The organism is Luteibacter sp. (assembly GCF_035539195.1).
Classification (GTDB): Bacteria; Pseudomonadota; Gammaproteobacteria; order Xanthomonadales; family Rhodanobacteraceae; genus Luteibacter.
Genome location: NZ_DATLIW010000028.1, coordinates 44159 through 64367, shown reverse-complemented (window position 1 = coordinate 64367; position 20209 = coordinate 44159). Strand labels below are relative to the sequence as shown.

The window sequence follows — 20209 nt, the reverse complement described above, 5'->3', positions numbered from 1 at the left end:
CCCTCGCTGGAGCCGGAAAGGTATAGGAACGCCGTCGAACGCGCTACTTACGTGTTCTGGATGACGATCTTGGGGAACGAAATGGTCTTGTTGCGGGCCTGCAGCGACAGCCGGGCCGCGGTCGAGCGCGCGATGGACCGGTAGCGGGCAGCCAGGTCGGAATCCGGGATGGCCGCCACGGTGGGCTTGCCGTCGTCCGACTGTTGGCGGATGCGGATGTCCAGCGGCAGATCGCCCAGGTAGGCGATGCCAGCCTCCTGCGCCATCCGCGCGCCGCCGCCCTGACCGAAGATGTGTTCCTCGTGCCCGCAGTTGGAGCAGATGTGCGTGGCCATGTTCTCGACCACGCCAAGCACCGGCACCTCCACCTTGCGGAACATGCCCAGCGCCTTGCGCGCATCGAGCAGCGCGATGTCCTGCGGCGTTGTGACGATGACGGCGCCGGAGACCGGCACCTTCTGCGACAGGGTGAGCTGGATGTCGCCGGTGCCCGGGGGCAGGTCGATGACGAGGTAATCGAGTTCTTCCCAACGGGTGTCCGTCAGCAGTTGCATCAGCGCCTGGGTGACCATCGGGCCGCGCCAGATCATCGGCGTGTCCTCCTCGATCAGCACGCCGATGGACATCGCCTGGAGCCCGTGGGCACGCATCGGCACGATACTCTTGCCATCCGGCGAGCTGGGCTTCCCGGTGAGGCCGAGCATGCGCGGCTGGCTGGGGCCATAGATATCGGCATCGAGGATGCCCACCGTCGCGCCTTCGGCGACCAGGGCCAGGGCGAGGTTCACCGACACCGTCGACTTGCCTACGCCACCCTTGCCCGAGGCCACGGCGATGATGTTCTTCACGCCCGGCAGCGGGGCGAGCTGCCCCTGCACCTTGTGCGCGTGGACGCGCCAGCTGACCGAGACCGCTGCCGACGCGATGGCCGGATCGGCCTCGAGGGCGGCCTTCGCCTCGGCGGCGGCCCGCTCCACGTAGCCCACGGCGGGGTAGCCGAGCTGGATGTCGACCGACACACGGCTGCCGTCCACGCCCACGGCGCGAACCGAAGCGCCGAGCGCCTGCCCGGAATGAGGGTCGATGACACGATCGAGCAGACCGCGTACGAGGGTTTCGGAGGGCTGGGTCATGGGGAGACTTGGGCGAAATCGAAGATCGCCCATTATGCCAGTGCCTGCCCGGCCCCGTCGGTGGCACCCACCCGGACCGTGTTCTGGCGCGATGCAGCTTGACGACCGCGATCGTCCTCGTCAGGCTCCGGCCATACCTGACCGTATGGGGAGCCACGCACGACATGAAGCCTCTTTTCCGCGCCACCTTCGCCCTCGCCTTCGCCGCGAGCGCCCTCCCCGCCCTGGCCGCCAACGACACACCGATCGGCAAGTGGAAGACCATCGACGACAAGAGCCAGGAGGTGAAGTCCATCGTGGAGATAGCCGAAGTGGGTGGCTTGCTTCAGGGCAAGGTGCTCCAGGTGCTCAAGCCCGACGACCCCAACGAGCCGCACCCGGTTTGCAAGAAATGCGACGGCGAGCGCAAGAACAAGCCCATCGAAGGCATGACCATCATGTGGGGGCTGAAGAAGGACGACGACGAGTGGTCCGGCGGCCAGATCCTCGATCCGGGCAACGGCAAGATCTACAAGGTCACGCTCAAGCTCATCGACGGCGGACGGAAGCTCGACGTCCACGGCTACATCGGCTTCTCGCTGATCGGTCGCAGCCAGGAATGGGTGCGCGCCGAGTAAGGCGCCTGGTTGTGGGAGCCGATTCATCGGCGATGCGATGTGCGGCAACTGTGGGAGCCGATTCATCGGCGATGGGACGTGCGGCAACTGTGGGAGCCGATTCATCGGCGATGGGACTTGTAGCTAAGCCGCTTTGTTGGCTTTTCGCCGCTGAAGCGGCTCCCACATTTCCTTCTTCCCCGCGGAAGCGGCTCCCGGATTTCCTTTTTCGCCGCCGAAGCGGCTCCCATTGGCCCCACATGCCATAATCCCCGGTCCATCAGCCGACCGCGCGAATCATGGCCCGCCGCATCCTCGTAACGAACGCCCTCCCCTACGCCAATGGCCCGCTGCACCTGGGCCACATGCTCGGCTATATCCAGGCCGACATCTGGGCGCGGGCGCAACGAATGCAGGGCAACGAGGTCTGGTATGTCGCCGGTGAAGACGCCCACGGCACGCCGATCATGCTCGCCGCCGAGAAGGTCGGTAAGACGCCCGACGCCTACATCGCGGACATACGTGCCGGTCACGAAGCGGACTTCACCGACTTCCACTTCAGCTACGACCAGTACCACACCACGCACTCGCCCGAGAATCGCGAACTCGCGACCGCGATCTACACTCGCCTGCGCGACGCCGGCTACATCGCCCGTCGCGACATCCAGCAGCTGTACGATCCCGAGCGCGACATGTTCCTGCCGGACCGCTACATCAAGGGCACCTGCCCGAATTGCGGCACGCCCGACCAGTACGGCGACAACTGCGAGAACTGCGGCGCCACCTATGCGCCCACCGACCTGATCAACCCGTATTCGGTGATGTCCGGCGCCACGCCGATCCTGCGCGACTCCGAGCACTACTTCTTCGAACTGGGCAAGTTCGAGCAACTGCTGCGTGACTGGTTCGCCGGCAAGCTCACCGGTGGCAAGGCCGTGGCGCACAGCAGCGTGTCGGCAAAACTCGCCGAGTGGCTCGACGGCGGCCTGCGCGACTGGGACATCTCACGCGACGCGCCCTATTTCGGCTTTCCCATTCCCGACGCGCCGGGCAAGTTCTTCTACGTGTGGCTCGACGCGCCGGTAGGCTATCTCGCCTCGTTCAAGGCGCTGTGCGATCGCACGGACCTGCGCTTCGACGATTTCCTCGGCCCCGACAGCACGGCCGAGATGCACCACTTCATCGGCAAGGACATCATCAACTTCCACGGGCTGTTCTGGCCGGCGATGTTGCATGGCGCGCGGATGCGCGTGCCGACGGCGCTGCACGTCAACGGTTACCTGACCGTCAACGGCGCGAAGATGTCGAAGTCGCGTGGCACCTTCATCCAGGCGCGCACATATCTCGCATCGGGCCTGGATCCGGAAGCGCTGCGCTATTACTTCGCGACCATGCTCAGCGCCACGCCGGTCGATGTCGACCTCGACCTCAAGTCCTTCGAAGAACGGGTCAACTCGCACCTCGTCGGCAAGTGGGCGAACATCGCCAGTCGCACCGCCGGATTCCTGCACACCCACTTCGCGGGCAAGCTGGCCGATCGATTCGACGACGAGGCCGCCGCGATCTGGCGCGACCTGCTTGCCCAGTACGACGGCATCGAAGCCGTCTACGAAGCGGACGAATTCGCGGAAGTCTCCCGCCGGTTCGTTGCCATGTCCGATGCCGTGAACGGCTACATCGCGGCCAAGGCGCCATGGGTGATCGCCAAGGACGAATCACGCCGCGAGGAGTTGCAGCAGGTCTGCTCGTTCGCGATCAACGCGTTCCGCCTGCTGTCGGGCATGCTCAAGCCCATCCTGCCGACCACGGTCGCCGCCGCCGAAACCTTCCTCGGCGCACCGATCGCGGACTTCGCCGACGCCCGACGCGAACTGCACGGACACACGGTCAACGCATTCTCGCCGCTGTTCGGCCGTCTCGATCCGAAGAGGATCGAAGCGATGGTCGAGGGGTCGAAAGAGTCGTTGACCCCCGCCGAGCAGGCGAAGGCCAATGCACCGGCCACCAAGAAACCGTTCAAATCCAAAGAAGCTTCCCAGCCCATGACCGATACCACCCCCGCCGCCGACACGGCCGCCACCATTTCGATCGACGACTTCGCCAAGCTCGACCTGCGCATCGGCAAGGTACTCGCCTGCGAGTTCGTCGAGGGCTCCGACAAGCTGCTGCGGTTCGAACTCGACGGCGGTCCCCTCGGCAAGCGTCAGATCTTCTCCGGCATTCGCGCCGCTTACGGCGAGCCAGAAAAGCTGGTGGGTCGCAACGTGGTCTTCATAGCCAACCTCGCGCCGCGCAAGATGCGCTTCGGCCTGTCCGAAGGCATGATCCTCTCCGCGGGCGACGGCGGCGCCGACCTGTTCCTGCTCGATGCCGACCAGGGCGCGGCACCGGGCGCCACCGTCCGCTGATCCACCGCTCGACTACGCGCCAGCCATGACGCCAACGCTCGCCGAGACGATCGACGCGCTGCTCCCGCAGACCCAATGCGAGCAGTGCGGTTTCCATGGCTGTCGCCCGTACGCGGAGGCCATCGCCGCCGGCGATGCCGGGATCGATCGCTGCCCGCCCGGCGGGCGCGCCGGCATCGCACGCCTGGCCGCCCTGCTCGATCGTCCGATGGTGCCGTTGGACACCTCGCGCGGCATCGAAAAGCCGCGGACGCTGGCACGCGTGATCGAAGCGGACTGCATCGGCTGCACCAAATGCATCCAGGCCTGTCCTGTCGACGCCATCGTCGGCGCGGCGAAGATGATGCACGCCGTGATCGACGACCTGTGCACCGGCTGCGAACTGTGCGTTCCTGCGTGTCCGGTCGATTGCATCACGCTGGATCCAATGCCGCTTGCACAGGCGGACGATCGCGGCCACGCCGACGCCGCACGCCGTCACTTCGTCCGTCGTGAAGCGCGCCTGGGCCGCGAGCGCGCCGCACGCGAGGCACAGCTGGCCACGAGCAAGAACGACGTCGCCGCACCCACCGCACGCAACGCCGTGCTCGAAGCCATCGCGCGCGCCAAGGCACGAAAGAAGGACACTCCGTGAAGAAGGCCGACGTGGTCGAGATGTTCAGCCGCCTTCGCGAACTGAACCCGCACCCGAAAACCGAACTCGACTACACGACGCCATTCGAGTTGCTGTCCGCCGTAGCGCTCTCGGCGCAGGCTACCGACGTGGGCGTGAACAAGGCCACGCGCAAACTCTTTCCCGTGGCGAACACCGCGCAGGAGATCCTCGATCTCGGCCTCGATAAGCTCAAGACCTACATCAGCAGCATCGGGCTCTACAACAACAAGGCGAAGAACCTGATCGCCATGAGCCGGATCCTCGTCGACCGCTACAACGGCGAGGTCCCGCAGACACGCGAGGCCCTCGAAGCCCTGCCCGGGGTCGGGCGAAAGACCGCGAACGTGGTGCTCAACACCGCCTTCGGCCAGCCCACGATCGCGGTCGACACGCATATTTTCCGCGTCGCCAATCGCACCGGTCTTGCGCCCGGTGCCGATGTGCGCAAAGTCGAAGACAAGCTGGAAAAGGTGATCCCGAAGGAGTTCATCCAGGACGCGCATCACTGGCTGATCCTGCACGGGCGTTACGTGTGCAAGGCGCGCAAGCCCGAGTGCCCGAACTGCGCGATCGTCGATCTGTGCGCCTACAAGCACAAGACGAAGCCGGACTGATACCCGCAGCGCGGTGAGGGGCCGGCTTCGCATGAGCAACGGCCCTTTGTGAGCCGGTATCCTGTGGGAGCCGGTATCCTGTGGGAGCCGGCACCCTTTGTGAGCCGGCACCCTGTGGAAGCCGGCACCCTTTGTGAGCCGGCACCCTGTGGGAGCCGGCTACGCCGGCGATAACGCGGCCGCGAGCGGGGCTTCGGCAAGCAAGCATCGCCGCTGAAGCGGCTCCCACAATGAAGCACGCAGCTCCCACAATGGAGTTGCTCCACAGTGTGGCGGCTCCACAGTGTGGCAGCTCCCACAGTGAGGCAACTCCCACAGTGAAGCGCTCCTGCACTAGGCGGCCTGCCGAGAGCCCTCGACGCGCCGGTTCAGTTCCTTCCAGTCGACGATCAGTTCGCAACCTCGCTTGGAGGCGTTCTGCCCCCACTCGCGCAGTAACTCCAGCGACGCCTGGTCCACGTGCTGCAATCGATCCATCACGACGCTCAGGCGCGTGTTCGGCGGCACCGTGGCCAATGTGCGGGCCATGCTCGGCACTTTCAGGAAGGTGGCCGAACCTTCCAAATGCAGGGTGGCCTTGCCCGGCTCGTCGTGGTGTTCCACGTCCATGCGCATCTTCGACGAGAGCAGCGCGAGGCGGAAGAGCGAGAGACCAAACCCGACGATGACCCCGGTGAGCAGGTCGGTGGCGACGATGGCCACGGTGGTAGCGACGTAGACGGCCGCCGTGCCCTTGCCGTAGGCGGCGAGGTCCTTGATCTGCTTCGGGTTGACCATCTTTACACCGGTGTAGACCAGGATACCGGCCAGGCACGACACCGGGGTCATCCGCATGAGCCAGGGCAGCAACATGACAAAGGCCAGCAGCCAGGCACCATGCAGAATCGTCGCCATGCGCGTCGCCGAACCTGCTTGCACGTTCGCCGCGCTACGCACGATCACACCGGTCATCGGCAACGCGCCGAGGAAGCCGCAGATCATGTTGCCCACGCCCTGCGCGGCGAGCTCACGGTCGTAGTTGGTGCGAACGCCTTGGTGCATGCGATCGACCGCTGCCGCCGAGAGCAGCGTTTCCGCACTGGCGATGAAGGCGAAGGTGACCGCCGCGATCAACAACGACGAATCGAACAGGCCGAACAAGCTGCCCATGCTTGGCAGGCTCACTGCCGCAAAGAGGTTGGCCGGCACGTCCACGCGCTTGACGTCGAAGCCGCCGAACTGCGCGGCGGCCGTCATGGCGACCACGGCGAGCAACGCGCCAGGAACGAAGCGCAGCTTCGCGGGCCGCAGCTTTTCCCAGAACAGCATGATGGCAATGGTGCCCAGGCCGATCAGCAGAGCAGCCGGTGCCTGCCCTTCGGCGGCGCCGGTCACCGATTCCCACGCCGCCGCGGGAAGCGCCGCGAAGTTCTCCAGGCCACGCGCCTTGGGAATGGCATCGAGCAGCACATGCGACTGCGACGCCACGATGAGGATACCGATGCCGGACAACATGCCGGCCACGACGGCCGGCGAGGTCATGCGGAACCATACGCCCACCTTGCACAGGCCGGCGACGACCTGGATCAGGCCGGCCAGCAGCACGACGGGGCCGAGGGCGGCCACGCCGTGCTCACGCACCAGTTCGAACACCAGGACCGCGAGGCCGGCCGCCGGCCCGCTGACCTGAAGCGGCGAGCCGGCGATGGCACCTACGATAAGACCACCGACGATGCCGGTTATCAGTCCTGCGCTGGGCGGCATGCCCGAGGCGATCGCGATACCCATGCACAACGGCAGAGCGACAAGAAAAACGACCACCGATCCGAGGAGGTCGCGGCCAAACAGGCCCTGGGAAAAATAAGCGCGCATGAAAAGCTTCCTGAGTTAAGCGGCGGACGCGACCGGCTGCGGGATCGAGAAGCGCGCGTGCGGCGTGGCGTCCGGCACGTTGGCGTCGCTCGAATCCAGCGGGCGGAAGCGCCCTTCGATCGGATCGAAGGCGGTGATCTCCGTCTTGGCGATGTCATAGATCCAGCCGTGGATACGCAGGCTGCCGTTGGCCATGGCGGCGGCGACGGCAGGCAAGGTGCGCATGTTCTCCAGTTGTCCGACCACGTTTTCCTCGGTGAGGTAACGCAGACCTTCGGCGCCATGGATGGTCGGGCGGTTCTTCTCGACCACGTAGCGGGCCACGTCGGCGTGCTTGAGCCACTGCTCCACGGATGGCTTACCCCGCAGCGCGGCCGGATTCTGCAGCGCCTTCATGGCGCCGCAGTCGGAATGACCGCAGATGACGATGTGCTGGACGTTGAGCGCGGTGACCGCGTACTCGATGGCGGCCACGACACCGCTCACGTGCTGCGCATAGGGAGGGACGATGTTGCCGACGTTGCGGTACACGAACAGGTCGCCCGGCTGAGCGTTGAACATCAGCTCCGGCATGATGCGCGAATCCGCGCAGGTGATGAACATGGTGTGCGGCGTCTGGACGGACGCAAGGCGGGCGAACAGCTCGCGATGCTCCGAGGTCATGTCACGACGGAATTCTTCGAAACCCTGGATGAGACGTTCCATGGCGATGCTCTCTCTGTGGCGAGGATAAGGTGGCGAGCGCGCACGCTCGCTGGCGGCCGGCTCGTACCGGCGCGCGGGACATTGATAGGAGGTGTCACGGGGCGCACGCAGAACGCGTGCGCGGGCTCGATCAGGCGATGGGAGGACGCAGGTCGAGACTGGGGTGATGCGCGTGCGGCGCCGGGGCGACGCTCGGGTGACCGGCGGCCGCAAGGCGCGGCACGGCCAGCGCGTGCTCGGGTGGCACGTCGAAGGTGTCGTCAAGGCTGCCGCTGTTGTCTTCGAGCGAAGGCAGGGCGTCGTCATCTGCCGACTGGGAGGCGTCGTCGGCCGCCAGGGCCAACAACTCGACGCCGGCCGGGTGATCCGTGGCAGAGGTGCAGGGTTCGGCTTGGACACCGACGCAAGCGACGAACAACGCGAGGAACACGAAAATCGTGTTCGCGAAGCGGCGCAAGGAGGATGTCATCGACGTACCCATGGCGCCGAACCTACGCGAGGCATCGTGGCAACCGCAAGTGCGGCGGTGCAGCAGATTCAGACTTGTACGCCTTTCCAGCGCGAAGGCCTTGGGCGCCAAGGGCTCGCGCCGATTCTCAAAGGAAATTATCGCTACGACGGTTCAGCATTTGGACGTCCGGACGGGATTCACCCGCCTGAGACTATTCGCAACACAAAGAAAAACGGCGGGCTTGCGCCCGCCGTTTTGTTCGTCCTTGAGGAGAACTCCGTTCCGATGCTCGTTAGAAGCTAAGCATGCCCCAGAAGCCCACTTCGTTGGTCTTGTAGTGGTACGGGGTTGCGTAGGGGCCGTCCAGCTTGTTGTGCTTGTAGACGAGCGCCAGCTTCAGATTCTTCAGCACGTCGTACGAGACGCCGGCGTTGTAGTACTTGTCCTTGATCTTCTCTTCGACCTGGACAAGGTTGTTGTACTTGTAATCGAGGTTGTCGTAACGAGCGAAGACAGCCCACTGGTCATAGAAGTGCCAGTCAGCCCATGCCGAGTAACCGTCGGCCTTGTCCTTGGTCGTGCCCGCCGCCGCGCCCACGCCCGGGCCCGTACCGGCGTACTTCAGGATGTCGTCCCAGTTCGAGGAGTGGAAATATTCCACACCCGCACCCCAGGTCGAGTCGCGCCAGGCCACGAGGGCGTCGCCGCGGGTCGCCGTACGGGTCGGAGCACCGCCCTGGGTGTCGTTACCGCGCTTGCCGGAGTAACCGCCGACGGCGATAACCATCTGCTCGATCGGCGAGTAGCCGAAGCGCGCTTCGGTATCGACGCTGTTCGAACGGCTCAGGTTGCGGTAGCCGCGACCATTGACCACGGACACCTGGTAGTTGATCGAGTTGTCGCCGGTCGTCGCGCCAAGAGCGTGGACACCCCAGTCGGACGAGTTGCCGAAAGCACCGACGCCGCCGGCGGTTGCGGTACCACCGCTACGACCACCTTCGAACGAACGGTCGGTGATGGTGTTCTCGACGTAGCGGTAGCCGTACCACTTTTCGACGAACGGGATCCAGGGCATGTCGGCCGCACCGAAGCGGACGGTGAAGAGCGGATCGAACTTGCCCTGCACGTAGGCCTTCTTCACGAACAGGCTGGTCGACGACAAGGTCGACTGGTAGCTGAAGTCGGTGGTCAGGTTGGCCGACCAGATGTCGTTGAACTTGTGGTCGACCGTCAGGTAGAAACGCTTGACGTCGAAGCCGGTGCCGTTGGTCGAGCCGTGGCCGTCTTTCTTGATATTCTGGCCCGCACCGACCTTCTCGTCGTGCGACTGGTGGGTCGCATCGAAGAACATCGTGCCGCCGATCTTCGTGTTGTCGACGATCTTGTTCAGCGCGTCGAGCTTCTTCGCCAGTTCGTCGGTCGGCTTGGTAGCGGCGACCTGGACGTCGTTGACGGCCTTGGCCGTTTCGACCTGGGCGTCGGCCTGGGCTTCCTGCTTGGCCTGGAGGTCGGCGACCTGGGCCTGGAGCGCGGCCAGCTGCGCCTGCAGCTGCTGAAGGGTGGCGGCGTCGACCGTGACACGGGCCGGCTGCTGCTGCGACTTGGAAGTCGCGGCGAGGGCCGAGAAGCTCGTCACGCCCAGACCGGCAGCGATGGCCACCGTGAGCAACTTGGAACGCATGGGATTTCTCCGCTAGGTATGGATTAAGTGTTTTCCCCTGTCCCCCTCCTGAGATATTTCTGTCCGAAAAACCTCAAGCGGGGCCAACGGCGCGAAGGATGAGCCGTCGCCTTTACCGTTCCATGCCTTTTTTGTTACAGATTGACGACACGAGCACATCCGCTTAACGCGAGCGCCTCACACCGCCCCGGGCTGATATCCTTCACGCATGGATACGACGAGTAACAGCACCGCGACGGCGATGGCCGGGCGGTTCAGGGGCTTCCTTCCCGTGATCGTGGATGTCGAGACCGGTGGTTTCGACGCCGAACGGGACGCGCTCCTGGAAATCGCGGTGGTCGCGGTCAAGATGGAGCCCTCCGGCCTCCTCGTGCCGCAGCCCGCCGTGGCGGCAAACGTGGAGCCCTTTCCGGGCGCCAACATCGATCCGCGTTCCCTGGAAGTGACCGGTATCGACCCGGACCACCCGTTCCGTGGCGCCCTGCCCGAACGCCAGGCCTTGGACCACATCTTCCACGCGGTGCGCGAGGCGGTGAAAGCCGCCGAGTGCCAACGCGCCGTGCTGGTCGGCCATAACGCCGCCTTCGACCTTGCCTTCCTTAATGCGGCGGTGCGCCGGGTCGGCCACAAGCGCAACCCGTTCCATCCCTTCAGCTGCTTCGACACCGCCACGCTGGGCGGCCTCGCCTATGGGCAGACCGTCCTGAGCAAGGCCGTACTCGCCGCCGGCCTCGCTTTCGATACCCGCGAGGCGCACTCGGCCATCTACGACGCCGAGCGCACCGCGGAGCTGTTCTGCGAAATCGTCAACCGCTGGCGCCGACTGGAGCTGTTCGAGCGCGATCGGACGACCTCGATCGCCGTTTGAGACAGTTCGTAAGTTCCTGAATATGACAGCAAAAAGGCGGCTGTCATCGGGCTGAAACATTCAGTACGTCTCATTGCAACACGGCAGGGCTGGAATACAGCCCCAGGCGGGCTTCGCCTGACACTCATTCATCCGAGGGGACTACTCCGTGTTCACACGCAAACTCTGCATCGCCGCGATGATCGCTGCATCGCTGTTCGGCATGTCCGCTCAGGCCACCGATATCACCGGCGCCGGCTCGAGCTTCGTCTATCCCGTTCTCTCCAAGTGGTCGGCGACGTACGCCGAGAAGACGGGCAATAAGCTGAACTACCAGTCCGTCGGTTCGGGTGCGGGTATCGCCCAGATCAAGGAAGGCACCATCGATTTCGGCGCCTCCGACGCTCCGATGAGCGCCGAAGACCTCGCCAAGTTCGGCCTCGGCCAGTTCCCGGCCGTGGTCGGCGGCATCGTTCCCATCGTCAACCTGCAGGGCGTGGCCGCTGGCCAGCTCAAGCTCGATGGCGCCATCCTCGCCGACATCTACCTGGGCAAGATCGCCCGCTGGAGCGATCCGCGCATCGCCGCCCTGAACCCGGGCGTGAAGATTCCGGACGTCAAGGTCACCGTCGTGCATCGCTCGGACGGTTCGGGCACCTCGTTCAACTTCACCAACTACCTGTCCAAGGTCAGCCCGGAGTGGGCGTCCAAGGTCAAGTTCGGCACGGCCGTCGAGTGGCCGGCCGGCGTCGGCGGCAAGGGTAACGAAGGCGTCTCGCAGTACGTTCGCCAGATCCCGGGCTCGATCGGTTACGTCGAGTACGCCTACGCCAAGAAGAACGCGATCTCCTACACCCAGCTGCAGAACGCCGCCGGCAAGTGGATCGAGCCGAGCGCCACCACGTTCGCCGCCGCTGCCGCCACGGCCGACTGGAAGAACGCCAAGGACTTCAACCTGATCATGACCAATGCCCCGGGCGACCAGGCATGGCCGATCACGGCGACGACCTGGATCATCATGTACAAGAAGTCCAAGAACGCCTCGCACACCAAGGTCGCGTTCGACTTCTTCAAGTGGTCGATGGAGAACGGCCAGTCGCAGGCCGCCTCGCTCGATTACGTCGCGCTCCCGGACACGCTGGTCAAGCAGATCGAAGCCTACTGGGCTGCCGAGTACAAGAACTGATCCTTCTCGACAGGCTGGCTGACACATAAGCGGCCCAGAGTAGGAAACCGGGTCGCCGTTCCCTCGGGAGCGGCGACCCACAACTTTGCATAGGCCCGGGAAACGCACTCATCATGCATGCGACCGTCAGCAGCAACGCTCCAACCACCGCCCGTGCGGAGGAAGCGGCGCGCAACGCGAGAGATACGCGCAACGACCGCCTGTTCGGAGGGCTGCTCAAAGCCTGCGCACTGCTCGTCCTCATCTCCCTGATCGGAGCCGCCGCCTCCACCCTGTGGCTGGGCCGCGACGCATTCTCCACCTTCGGCTGGGGCTTCCTCACCAGCTCGGCATGGGATCCGACCAACAACCAGTACGGTGCGCTCGTGCCCGTCATGGGAACCGTGGTCACCGCCCTCATCGCCCTGGTTTTCGCCGTGCCGGTCAGCTTCGGCATCGCCCTCTTTCTTACCGAGATCGCGCCCGGCTGGTTGCGTGGTCCGGTCAGTTCCGCCATCGAACTGCTCGCCGGCATCCCGTCGATCATCTACGGCATGTGGGGCCTCTTCATCTTCGCCCCGTTCGTCGCCACCTACATCAAGCCGTGGCTGATGAACAACTTCAGCGCCGAGCCGCCGGACGGCCAGGTGTCGTGGCTGGTGCAGCACGTGCCATTCATCGCGAAGTTCTTCTCCAGCGAGTATCCGTTCTTCGGTGCCGGCATCTTCACGGCCGGCCTGGTGCTCGCGGTGATGATCGTCCCCTTCATCTCTTCGGTGATGCGCGAAGTCTTCCAGACCGTTCCCACCCGCCTGAAGGAATCCGCCTATGCGCTGGGCTCCAGCACCTGGGAAGTGGTCTGGGACATCGTCGTGCCCTATACCCGCACGGCGGTGATCGGCGGCATCTTCCTCGGCCTGGGCCGAGCCCTCGGCGAGACGATGGCCGTGGCCTTCGTGATCGGCAATACCTTCAAGTTCACGCCGTCCATCCTCGAAACCGGCAGCACCATCGCATCGACCATCGCCAACCAGTTCGGCGAAGCGGAAGGCCTGCAGAAGTCGGCGCTGATGGCGATCGCCTTCCTGCTCTTCGTCGTCACCTTCATCGTGCTGCTGATCGCCCGCCTCATGCTCCGCCGCCTGGCTTCGAAGGAGGGCACCTGATGTCCGCTTCGCTCTATACCAAGCGCCGCATCAAGAACATCGTCGCGATGGTCTGCAGTGTGCTCGCCACCGGCATCGGGCTGCTCTTCCTGGCCTGGATCCTGTGGGAAACCCTGAGCCAGGGTATCGCCGGCCTCAAGCCCGCCTTGTTCACCAAGATCACCGCCTATCGCGAAGAAGGCGGCCTGGCCAACGCCATGGTCGGCAGCCTGATCCTCAACATCATCGGCATTCTCATCGCCACGCCGATCGGCGTGATGGCGGGGACATGGCTGGCCGAATACTCGCGCCGCTCGCGGCTCGGGCCGACCATCCGCTTCCTCAACGACATCCTGTTGTCGGCACCGTCGATCGTCCTGGGCCTGTTCGTCTATACGATCATCGTCCTGCCTTCGCAGTGGCTGACGAACGGCGACGTTACCTTCTCCGGTATCGCCGGCGGCATCGCGCTGGCCTTGATCGCCCTGCCCGTCATCGTCCGCACCACCGACGAAATGCTCCGCCTCGTGCCGGGCACGCTACGCGAGGCCGCGCTGTCGCTCGGCGTGCCGCAGTGGAAGCTCACCGTGCAGATCCTGATCCGTGCCGCGCGCTCGGGTATCGTCACCGGTGTCCTGCTGGCCCTTGCCCGTATCAGCGGCGAGACCGCGCCGCTGCTGCTCACGGCGTTCGGCAACAACTTCATGACGTTCAATCCGCTGAACAAGATGCCGAGCCTGCCGCAGGTCATCTACGACTACACGAAGGATCCGAGCCCGGACATCAATACCATCGCCTGGGCCGGCGCGTTCGTCCTGACCATGTTCGTGCTGGCGCTCAGCCTCGTCGCCCGCTTCGTATTCTCGCGCTCCAAGGTGTCCCATGACTAACATGAACGAAGTCGCCTCCAAACCGGGTTTCGGCACCTCGCCGCATGAGTCCGGGGTCGATCTGGGCCAAACTCCGGCGAAGATGACCGTGCGCGACCTCAACTTCTATTACGGCGAATTCCACGCGCTGAAGAGCATCGCGATGGACGTGCCGGAGAAGAAGGTCACCGCCATCATCGGTCCATCCGGTTGCGGCAAGTCCACCCTGCTGCGCATTTTCAATCGTATCTACGCGATCTACCCGAACCTGCGCGCCGATGGCGAGATCGTGCTCGACGGCGAGAACATCCTCGACCCGAAGTACTCGCTCAATCGCCTGCGCAGCAAGGTAGGCATGGTGTTCCAGAAGCCGGTTCCGTTCCCGATGACCATCTTCGAGAACGTGGCCTACGGCATTCGCCATCATGAAAGCCTCAACCGCACCGACATGGAAGGCCGCGTCGAGCAGGCGCTGCGGGGCGCCGCCCTGTGGGACGAAGTGAAGGACAAGCTCAAGCAGAGCGCGCTCGGCCTCTCCGGCGGCCAGCAGCAGCGTCTGTGCATCGCCCGCGGTATCGCGCTGAAGCCGGAAGTGCTGTTGCTCGACGAGCCGACCTCGGCCCTCGATCCGATCGCCACCAGCCGTATCGAGCAGTTGGTCGAAGAGCTGAAGAGCCAGTTCACCATCGTCATCGTCACCCACAACATGCAGCAGGCCGCACGCTGCTCGGACATGACCGCCTTCATGTACATGGGTGAGCTGATCGAGTTCGACCGCACCGAGAAGATCTTCACCAAGCCGAACAAGAAGCAGACCGAAGACTACATCACCGGCCGTTTCGGCTAAGCCCCCTACCGAGGCATGCGATGAACACTCCGCACCAGCACATCATCAAGAGCTACGACGACGAACTGAAGCGCCTCACCGGCGAAATCGTTCGCATGGGCGAGCTCGCCGTTGCCCAGCTCGAGGCCGCCATCGACGTGGTCGAGCGCCGGGACGAGCGCGCCGCGCAGCGTGTCGTCGACAACGACGAGGCGATCGACGCGCTCGAGCAGGAAATCAGCCAGGACGTCGTCCGCCTGCTCGCCCTGCGCGCGCCGATCGCCGGCGACCTGCGCAACGTGTTCGCCGCGCTGCGCATCGCCGCCGACATCGAGCGGATCGGCGACTACGCCGCGAACGTTGCCAAGCGCTCCATTCCACTCAGCCGCGTGGCACCCATCGCCGTGGTCGGTGGCCTGGCCAATCTCGCCGAGCTCGCTATCCAGGAGCTGCGCGACGTGCTCAAGGCGTACGACGAGCAGGACGCCGAGGCCGCCTACGAAGTATGGAAAGCGGATGCACGCCTGGACGAGGAATACACCCTCGTCTTCCGCGCCCTGCTGACGTACATGATGGAAGACCCGCGCAACATCACGCCGTGCACGCACCTGCTGTTCATGGCGAAGAACATCGAGCGCATCGGCGACCACGCAACGAACATCGCGGAGAACGTGTGGTTCGTGGTGAACGGCGAGCCGCTGGTCGCACCGCGGATCAAGAAAGACAATACGGCCAACCCGGATTTCGATCGGCCGTAGGTTGGAGGCGGCGGCGAGTAACCATCGCCGCTGAAGCGGCTCCCACATGGCGCCTTTTCCCATGGCGCCTTCTCCATGGGGCCTTTTCCATGGGGCCTTTCCCCATGGCGCCGTTCCTGATGGGGCCTTTCTCCATGGAGCCTTTCCCGTGGCGCCGCTCGCACATGAAGCCGCTCGCATATGGAGCGGCGGGTGGCTTTGTGTGGGAGCCGATTCATCGGCGATGCTTCTCGCGAACCCTCAACCCGCCGAAGTCAGCTTCAGGCCCAGAATCCCGACCACGATCAACCCCACGCAAAGCAGCCGCAACGGCTGCGCGGACTCGCCGAACAGGACGATGCCCAGCGTGACGGCACCGACCGCACCGATGCCGGTCCAGACCGCGTAGGCGGTGCCCAGCGGAAGCTTCTTCGTGGCATACGCCAGCAACACGATGCTGACCAGCATGGCCGCGCCGGTAAGCACGCTGGGGACGAGCTTGCTGAAGCCCTCGGTGTATTTCAGGCCAACGGCCCAGGCGATCTCGAAGAGACCGGCAAGAACAAGCACGAACCAATACATGGTGTGGCTCCGCAGAAGCGGGGTCGTCCCCGCGGAGATATTGCGCGCCATGGGGTCGTCCCCACGGGCAGACCGGCGTTGCGCCGATCTGCCCCCATTATACGGAGCGTATGTAACCCCTCGCTGACCCGGAGGTCAGGGCAGGCTGTTCGGCGTCACGATCGCCGCCTTGCGCGCCCGCACGCCGCGGACGATGCCGTAGACGCTGATAAGGAACCAGGCCATTTCCTGCAGGAAGGCCGGCAGGTTGAACATGCCGAAGATCAGTGACAGCAGGATGCCGAAGGCGCCGACCAGGTTCATCACCTGGTACGTGTAGCCCTGCCCCGACAGCTTGTGTGCCTGCAGCAGGAAGAAGGCGATCAGGACAAGTGCCACGCCGATCAGGCCGGCCCAGTCGTGCCATAACATGCTGCTCATCGCTTGGCTCCTCGCTGCCTCAATGCCTCGAACAGAACGATGCCGGTGGCAACGGAGACATTCAGGCTCTCCATGCCGCCGGGCATCGGGATCTTCGCCACGAAGTCGCAGGTGTCGCGCGTGAGCCGGCGCATCCCGTCGCCTTCGCTTCCCATGACCAGCGCGATCGGCCCCTTCAGGTCGACGTCGTAGATCGAGGTGTCGGTGTCACCATCCAGGCCGGTGATCCACACGCCGGCATCCTTGAGCATGCGCAGCGCACGGGCAAGATTGGTTACGGCGATCACCGGGATGAGGTCCGCACCACCAGCCGACGCGCGACGCACGGTCGGCGTGATGCCGACCGCACGGTCCTTCGGCACGACGACCGCGGTGACATTCGCTGCGGCCGCGCTGCGTAGGCAGGCGCCGAGGTTGTGCGGATCGGTCACGCCGTCGAGCACAAGCACGAGCGTGTTCGAACCCGCCGCTTCCAGAAGCGGCGGCAGGTGTGTTTCGTCGCGCAAGGGCGGTGTCTGGTAGAGAGCGATGACGCCCTGGTGGCGTGCTTCACCACCGAGCTTCTCAAGCTGTTCCTTGCCCACGGTCTTGAGCACGACGCCGAGTTTGCGCGCCAACGCGGCGATTTCCAGCACGCGCGCATTCTTCGAGTTCTGTTCGACCAGAACTTCACGGACACGATCCGGGTCGTTGGCGAGGGCGCCTTCGACCGGATTGATTCCTACGATCCACGACTCACTCATGCTTCTGGCTTGCTCCTGGGTTTGCGCGACCGACGCCGGGCCGATTTCTTGGCCGGTGCCGGTGTTTCCGAAGTGGCGACCGGCGCTTGCCGGCTCGGCTGCTTCGTCACGGCGGTCTTCTTCGCCGCGGTCGTCTTGGTGGTTGCCTTTCGTGGCGACTGTTCGTTGCGCGACGAAGGCTCGTTGCGTGCCGACGGGTCGCTACGCCCCTGCCCGGAAGCAGGTGCCTGCGAACGCCGACGCGGCGACCGTGACGACGACTCATTCGCCGCCGGCTCCGCCGCGCGGCGGCGCGAGGTCGGCGCGGGGGCCGGATGATGCTCTGCAGGTGCTTCGACTGCAACCGGTGCCTTGGCCTTCTTGCCGAAGATGCTGTTCATGGCCTTCTTCGCGGCGCGGCCGATGGCCTTGCCGGCCTTGGCCATGCCCGAGCTCGACGCGACGGGAGCGACGACATCCACCCTCGGTGCCGGCTTGGGCAACTGAGCCAGACGGGCCACCAGACGGAAGTCGATCTTGCGGTCTTCCAGGCTGGCGCGAAGCACCTGCACGCTTACGTAATCGCCGAGGCGATACGTGGAACCGGTGCGCTCGCCACTGAGCAGATGACGGATCGGGTCGAACTTGTAGTAGTCGTTCGGCAACTGCGACACGTGCACCAGACCGGAAACGCGCGACGCCGCCAGCTCGACGAACAGGCCGAACGAAGTCACCCCGGTGATGGTGCCGGCAAATTCCTCGCCAACGTGCTTCTCCATCCAGGCGCACTTGAAGCGCTCGTCCACATCGCGCTCGGCCTCTTCGGCACGACGCTCGCGCTGCGAACAATGCACGGCCATGGCGGCCATCTGCGTCTCGCTGTAGACGTAGTCGGCCGGCTTGCCCTTGGTCAGCGCATAGCGGATGGCGCGATGCACGAGCAGGTCGGGATAGCGGCGGATCGGCGAGGTGAAGTGCGCGTACGCGTCCAGCGCCAGGCCGAAGTGGCCCTGATTCTCGGGATGGTAGATGGCCATGCTCTGCGAACGCAGCAGCACCGACTGGATCAGCTCGGCTTCGGGGCGATCGTGCACGCGCTTGAGCAGTGCCGAGAAATCCGCAGGCGTGACTTCGTCCGCCGGCGGCATCTTCAGCTTGAACTCCTTGAGGAAGCGCAGGAGATCTTCGTACTTCTCGGCCGGCGGCGGCGCGTGCACGCGGTAAAGCGCGGGGATCTTGCGCTTGGTGAGGTAGCGGGCCGCTTGAACGTTCGCGGCGATCATGCATTCCTCGATCATCTTGTGCGCATCGTTGCGATCGGACGCGCCCATGGATTCGACATCGCCCGACGGGCCGATGCGGAACTTCACTTCCGGCGTTTCGAAATCGATCGCACCGCGACGCTTGCGCGCCTTCGCCATCAGCTTGTACAGGCGATGCAGGGACTCGATGTGCGGAAGCACGTCCGAGATCTCCTGGCGGACATCGGCGTTGCGCTCGCCCACCGCCTGCCACACCTTGTTATAGGTGAGGCGCGCGTGCGAGAACATCACGGCGTCGTAGAACTTGGAGCGTGTGACCTCGCCTTCCTCGTCGATCTCCATGTCGCAGACCATGCACAGGCGTTCCACCTTGGGCATGAGCGAACAGATACCGTTCGACAGCGTCTCCGGCAGCATCGGTACGACGAAACCGGGGAAATACGTGGAGGTGCTGCGGTTATAGCCTTCCACGTCCAGCGGCGTGCCGACCGGCACGTAGTGCGAGACGTCGGCGATGGCGACGACCAGACGGAAGCCGCCGTCCTTCAGGGGCTCGGCATAAACGGCATCGTCGAAATCGCGTGCGTCGTCACCGTCGATGGTGACCAGCGGCAACTTGCGCAGGTCCGTGCGACCCTTGCGCTCTTCCGAGGTGACCTTTGGCTCGACTTCTTCGGCCTGGCGTACCACCTGGGGCGGAAATTCGTGCGGAAGGTCGTGACTGGCGATCGCCATCTCGACAACCAGCGACGGCTGCAGGCGCTGGCCGAGGACGGCGCGAATGGTACCCATCGGACCACGGTGCGGGGTCGGCGGATCGGTGATCTCGACCACGACGATCTCGCCGGAGTTGGCACCGGCCTCTCGGCCCGCGGGGATCATGATGTTCTGGTGCAGGCGGCGGTCGTCCGGCTCGACCAGGGTCACGCCGTTCTCGATGACCACACGGCCGACCAGCCGCGGCGAGCGGCGCTCGAGCACCTCGACGATGGCACCCTGGCGACGGCCACGGCGGTCGATACCGACCACGCTGGCGAGCACGCGATCGCCATGCAGCACGCTGCGCATCTGCGCGGGCGACAGGTAGAGGTCTTCTTCTCCGCTCTCGTCGGGACGCAGGAAGCCGTAGCCCTCCGCATTGGCGATGACACGGCCCGGGATCAGGCTGAGCTTCTGCGCCGGGGCATAGTCGCCCTTACGGTTCCGCAGCAGCTGGCCATCGCGGACCATCGCACCCAGGCGCTTGCCCAGGGCGTTGATCTCGTAGTCGGTGAACAGCCGCAGCGCATGGGCGATGCTCTCTTCCGAAAGCAGCTCGCCGCGGTCGTCGAGCAGGGCGAGGATGGCCTCGCGGCTGGGAATGGGCTGGTCGTAAAGCGCAGCTTCCCGGTCGGCATGGGGATCGACCACGGCGGAGCCCGCCGGGCGATCGCGATACTTGTCCAGCGCCTTGCCGGGGCGGCTGGCCTTGGGTTTACGGGGGCCGCGGTCGGCTCCCGAACCTGAGTTTTTCTTCGTCACGTAAGGACCTTTGAAGGTG

At 64.8% G+C, this 20209-nt stretch carries 19 protein-coding genes; 10 read left to right on the top strand and 9 right to left on the bottom strand.

Annotated elements, in window-relative coordinates:
• Nucleotides 1-47: 47 nt before the first annotated feature.
• Nucleotides 48-1133 (bottom strand): iron-sulfur cluster carrier protein ApbC, encoded by a 1086-nt coding sequence (apbC, locus tag VM621_RS08940; RefSeq protein WP_325468618.1) that lies wholly within the window; start codon nt 1131-1133, stop codon nt 48-50.
• Nucleotides 1134-1297: 164 nt separating this feature from the next.
• Here apbC and VM621_RS08935 point away from each other — a divergent pair, with 164 nt between their 5' ends.
• The 4 genes from VM621_RS08935 to nth all read left to right on the top strand — a co-directional run bounded on the left by VM621_RS08935 (nt 1298) and on the right by nth (nt 5406).
• Entirely contained in the window at nt 1298-1750 is a 453-nt protein-coding gene (locus VM621_RS08935) for a DUF2147 domain-containing protein (RefSeq protein WP_325468617.1), read from the top strand.
• Between the two features lie 278 nt (nt 1751-2028).
• Nucleotides 2029-4137 carry a methionine--tRNA ligase gene (gene metG / locus VM621_RS08930; protein ID WP_325468616.1) on the top strand — a complete coding sequence of 703 codons (2109 nt, stop codon included), beginning with the start codon at nt 2029-2031 and terminating at the stop codon, nt 4135-4137.
• Nucleotides 4138-4162: 25 nt separating this feature from the next.
• Complete coding sequence (locus VM621_RS08925) at nt 4163-4771, top strand: RnfABCDGE type electron transport complex subunit B (RefSeq protein ID WP_325468615.1); 609 nt, start codon at nt 4163-4165, stop codon at nt 4769-4771.
• Nucleotides 4772-4791: 20 nt separating this feature from the next.
• Nucleotides 4792-5406, top strand: a complete 615-nt coding sequence (gene nth / locus VM621_RS08920) for an endonuclease III (protein ID WP_325468652.1) — start codon at nt 4792-4794, stop codon at nt 5404-5406.
• Nucleotides 5407-5739: 333 nt separating this feature from the next.
• Here the strand turns inward: nth and VM621_RS08915 are convergent, their stop codons facing one another.
• The 4 genes from VM621_RS08915 to VM621_RS08900 all read right to left on the bottom strand — a co-directional run bounded on the left by VM621_RS08915 (nt 5740) and on the right by VM621_RS08900 (nt 10094).
• Nucleotides 5740-7257, bottom strand: coding sequence for a SulP family inorganic anion transporter (locus tag VM621_RS08915; protein ID WP_325468614.1), 1518 nt, complete (start codon nt 7255-7257; stop codon nt 5740-5742).
• A gap of 15 nt (nt 7258-7272) precedes the next feature.
• Nucleotides 7273-7962, bottom strand: a complete 690-nt coding sequence (locus VM621_RS08910; protein WP_325468613.1) for a carbonic anhydrase — start codon at nt 7960-7962, stop codon at nt 7273-7275.
• Nucleotides 7963-8092: 130 nt separating this feature from the next.
• Entirely contained in the window at nt 8093-8431 is a 339-nt protein-coding gene (locus VM621_RS08905; RefSeq protein WP_325468612.1) for a hypothetical protein, read from the bottom strand.
• A 274-nt stretch (nt 8432-8705) separates the two neighbouring features.
• A complete protein-coding gene (locus tag VM621_RS08900; RefSeq protein WP_325468611.1) occupies nt 8706-10094 on the bottom strand; it encodes a carbohydrate porin in 1389 nt (462 codons plus the stop codon).
• A gap of 208 nt (nt 10095-10302) precedes the next feature.
• Here VM621_RS08900 and rnt point away from each other — a divergent pair, with 208 nt between their 5' ends.
• From rnt to phoU, 6 genes are all read left to right on the top strand, one after another.
• On the top strand, nt 10303-10962 hold the full coding sequence (rnt, locus tag VM621_RS08895) for a ribonuclease T (protein WP_325468610.1): 660 nt from the start codon (nt 10303-10305) through the stop codon (nt 10960-10962).
• Nucleotides 10963-11140: 178 nt separating this feature from the next.
• Nucleotides 11141-12127 (top strand): phosphate ABC transporter substrate-binding protein PstS, encoded by a 987-nt coding sequence (gene pstS, locus VM621_RS08890; protein ID WP_325468651.1) that lies wholly within the window; start codon nt 11141-11143, stop codon nt 12125-12127.
• A gap of 113 nt (nt 12128-12240) precedes the next feature.
• Nucleotides 12241-13272, top strand: a complete 1032-nt coding sequence (gene pstC, locus VM621_RS08885; protein WP_325468609.1) for a phosphate ABC transporter permease subunit PstC — start codon at nt 12241-12243, stop codon at nt 13270-13272.
• On the top strand, nt 13272-14141 hold the full coding sequence (gene pstA / locus VM621_RS08880) for a phosphate ABC transporter permease PstA (RefSeq protein WP_325468608.1): 870 nt from the start codon (nt 13272-13274) through the stop codon (nt 14139-14141). The genes pstC and pstA overlap by 1 nt, the downstream gene beginning before the upstream one ends.
• An 82-nt stretch (nt 14142-14223) precedes the next feature.
• Nucleotides 14224-14967, top strand: a complete 744-nt coding sequence (gene pstB, locus VM621_RS08875) for a phosphate ABC transporter ATP-binding protein PstB (RefSeq protein ID WP_325468650.1) — start codon at nt 14224-14226, stop codon at nt 14965-14967.
• Between the two features lie 20 nt (nt 14968-14987).
• Entirely contained in the window at nt 14988-15704 is a 717-nt protein-coding gene (gene phoU / locus VM621_RS08870) for a phosphate signaling complex protein PhoU (protein ID WP_325468607.1), read from the top strand.
• A 240-nt stretch (nt 15705-15944) separates the two neighbouring features.
• Here the strand turns inward: phoU and sugE are convergent, their stop codons facing one another.
• From sugE to rnr, 4 genes are all read right to left on the bottom strand, one after another.
• Nucleotides 15945-16265 carry a quaternary ammonium compound efflux SMR transporter SugE gene (gene sugE / locus VM621_RS08865; RefSeq protein ID WP_325468606.1) on the bottom strand — a complete coding sequence of 107 codons (321 nt, stop codon included), beginning with the start codon at nt 16263-16265 and terminating at the stop codon, nt 15945-15947.
• Nucleotides 16266-16400: 135 nt separating this feature from the next.
• The gene (locus tag VM621_RS08860; RefSeq protein ID WP_325468605.1) at nt 16401-16685 is read right to left on the bottom strand and encodes a CBU_0592 family membrane protein; all 285 of its coding nucleotides are present in this window, start codon (nt 16683-16685) and stop codon (nt 16401-16403) included.
• Nucleotides 16682-17428, bottom strand: coding sequence for a 23S rRNA (guanosine(2251)-2'-O)-methyltransferase RlmB (rlmB, locus tag VM621_RS08855; RefSeq protein ID WP_325468604.1), 747 nt, complete (start codon nt 17426-17428; stop codon nt 16682-16684). The genes VM621_RS08860 and rlmB overlap by 4 nt, the downstream gene beginning before the upstream one ends.
• On the bottom strand, nt 17425-20190 hold the full coding sequence (rnr, locus tag VM621_RS08850; RefSeq protein ID WP_325468603.1) for a ribonuclease R: 2766 nt from the start codon (nt 20188-20190) through the stop codon (nt 17425-17427). Before rnr ends, rlmB begins: the two co-directional genes overlap by 4 nt.
• Nucleotides 20191-20209 lie beyond the last annotated feature (19 nt).

What these genes read in the sequence shown, in the direction of transcription:
- nth (WP_325468652.1), top strand. Translation starts at nt 4,792, where the DNA reads ATGTTCAGCCGCCTTCGCGAACTGAACCCGCACCCGAAAACCGAACTC.
- VM621_RS08925 (WP_325468615.1), top strand. Translation starts at nt 4,163, where the DNA reads ATGACGCCAACGCTCGCCGAGACGATCGACGCGCTGCTCCCGCAGACC.
- sugE (WP_325468606.1), bottom strand. Translation starts at nt 16,265, where the DNA reads ATGTATTGGTTCGTGCTTGTTCTTGCCGGTCTCTTCGAGATCGCCTGG.
- VM621_RS08935 (WP_325468617.1), top strand. Translation starts at nt 1,298, where the DNA reads ATGAAGCCTCTTTTCCGCGCCACCTTCGCCCTCGCCTTCGCCGCGAGC.
- rnt (WP_325468610.1), top strand. Translation starts at nt 10,303, where the DNA reads ATGGATACGACGAGTAACAGCACCGCGACGGCGATGGCCGGGCGGTTC.
- VM621_RS08860 (WP_325468605.1), bottom strand. Translation starts at nt 16,685, where the DNA reads ATGAGCAGCATGTTATGGCACGACTGGGCCGGCCTGATCGGCGTGGCA.
- rlmB (WP_325468604.1), bottom strand. Translation starts at nt 17,428, where the DNA reads ATGAGTGAGTCGTGGATCGTAGGAATCAATCCGGTCGAAGGCGCCCTC.
- pstB (WP_325468650.1), top strand. Translation starts at nt 14,224, where the DNA reads ATGACCGTGCGCGACCTCAACTTCTATTACGGCGAATTCCACGCGCTG.
- pstS (WP_325468651.1), top strand. Translation starts at nt 11,141, where the DNA reads ATGATCGCTGCATCGCTGTTCGGCATGTCCGCTCAGGCCACCGATATC.
- apbC (WP_325468618.1), bottom strand. Translation starts at nt 1,133, where the DNA reads ATGACCCAGCCCTCCGAAACCCTCGTACGCGGTCTGCTCGATCGTGTC.
- pstC (WP_325468609.1), top strand. Translation starts at nt 12,241, where the DNA reads ATGCATGCGACCGTCAGCAGCAACGCTCCAACCACCGCCCGTGCGGAG.
- metG (WP_325468616.1), top strand. Translation starts at nt 2,029, where the DNA reads ATGGCCCGCCGCATCCTCGTAACGAACGCCCTCCCCTACGCCAATGGC.
- VM621_RS08900 (WP_325468611.1), bottom strand. Translation starts at nt 10,094, where the DNA reads ATGCGTTCCAAGTTGCTCACGGTGGCCATCGCTGCCGGTCTGGGCGTG.
- VM621_RS08910 (WP_325468613.1), bottom strand. Translation starts at nt 7,962, where the DNA reads ATGGAACGTCTCATCCAGGGTTTCGAAGAATTCCGTCGTGACATGACC.
- phoU (WP_325468607.1), top strand. Translation starts at nt 14,988, where the DNA reads ATGAACACTCCGCACCAGCACATCATCAAGAGCTACGACGACGAACTG.
- VM621_RS08905 (WP_325468612.1), bottom strand. Translation starts at nt 8,431, where the DNA reads ATGACATCCTCCTTGCGCCGCTTCGCGAACACGATTTTCGTGTTCCTC.
- pstA (WP_325468608.1), top strand. Translation starts at nt 13,272, where the DNA reads ATGTCCGCTTCGCTCTATACCAAGCGCCGCATCAAGAACATCGTCGCG.
- VM621_RS08915 (WP_325468614.1), bottom strand. Translation starts at nt 7,257, where the DNA reads ATGCGCGCTTATTTTTCCCAGGGCCTGTTTGGCCGCGACCTCCTCGGA.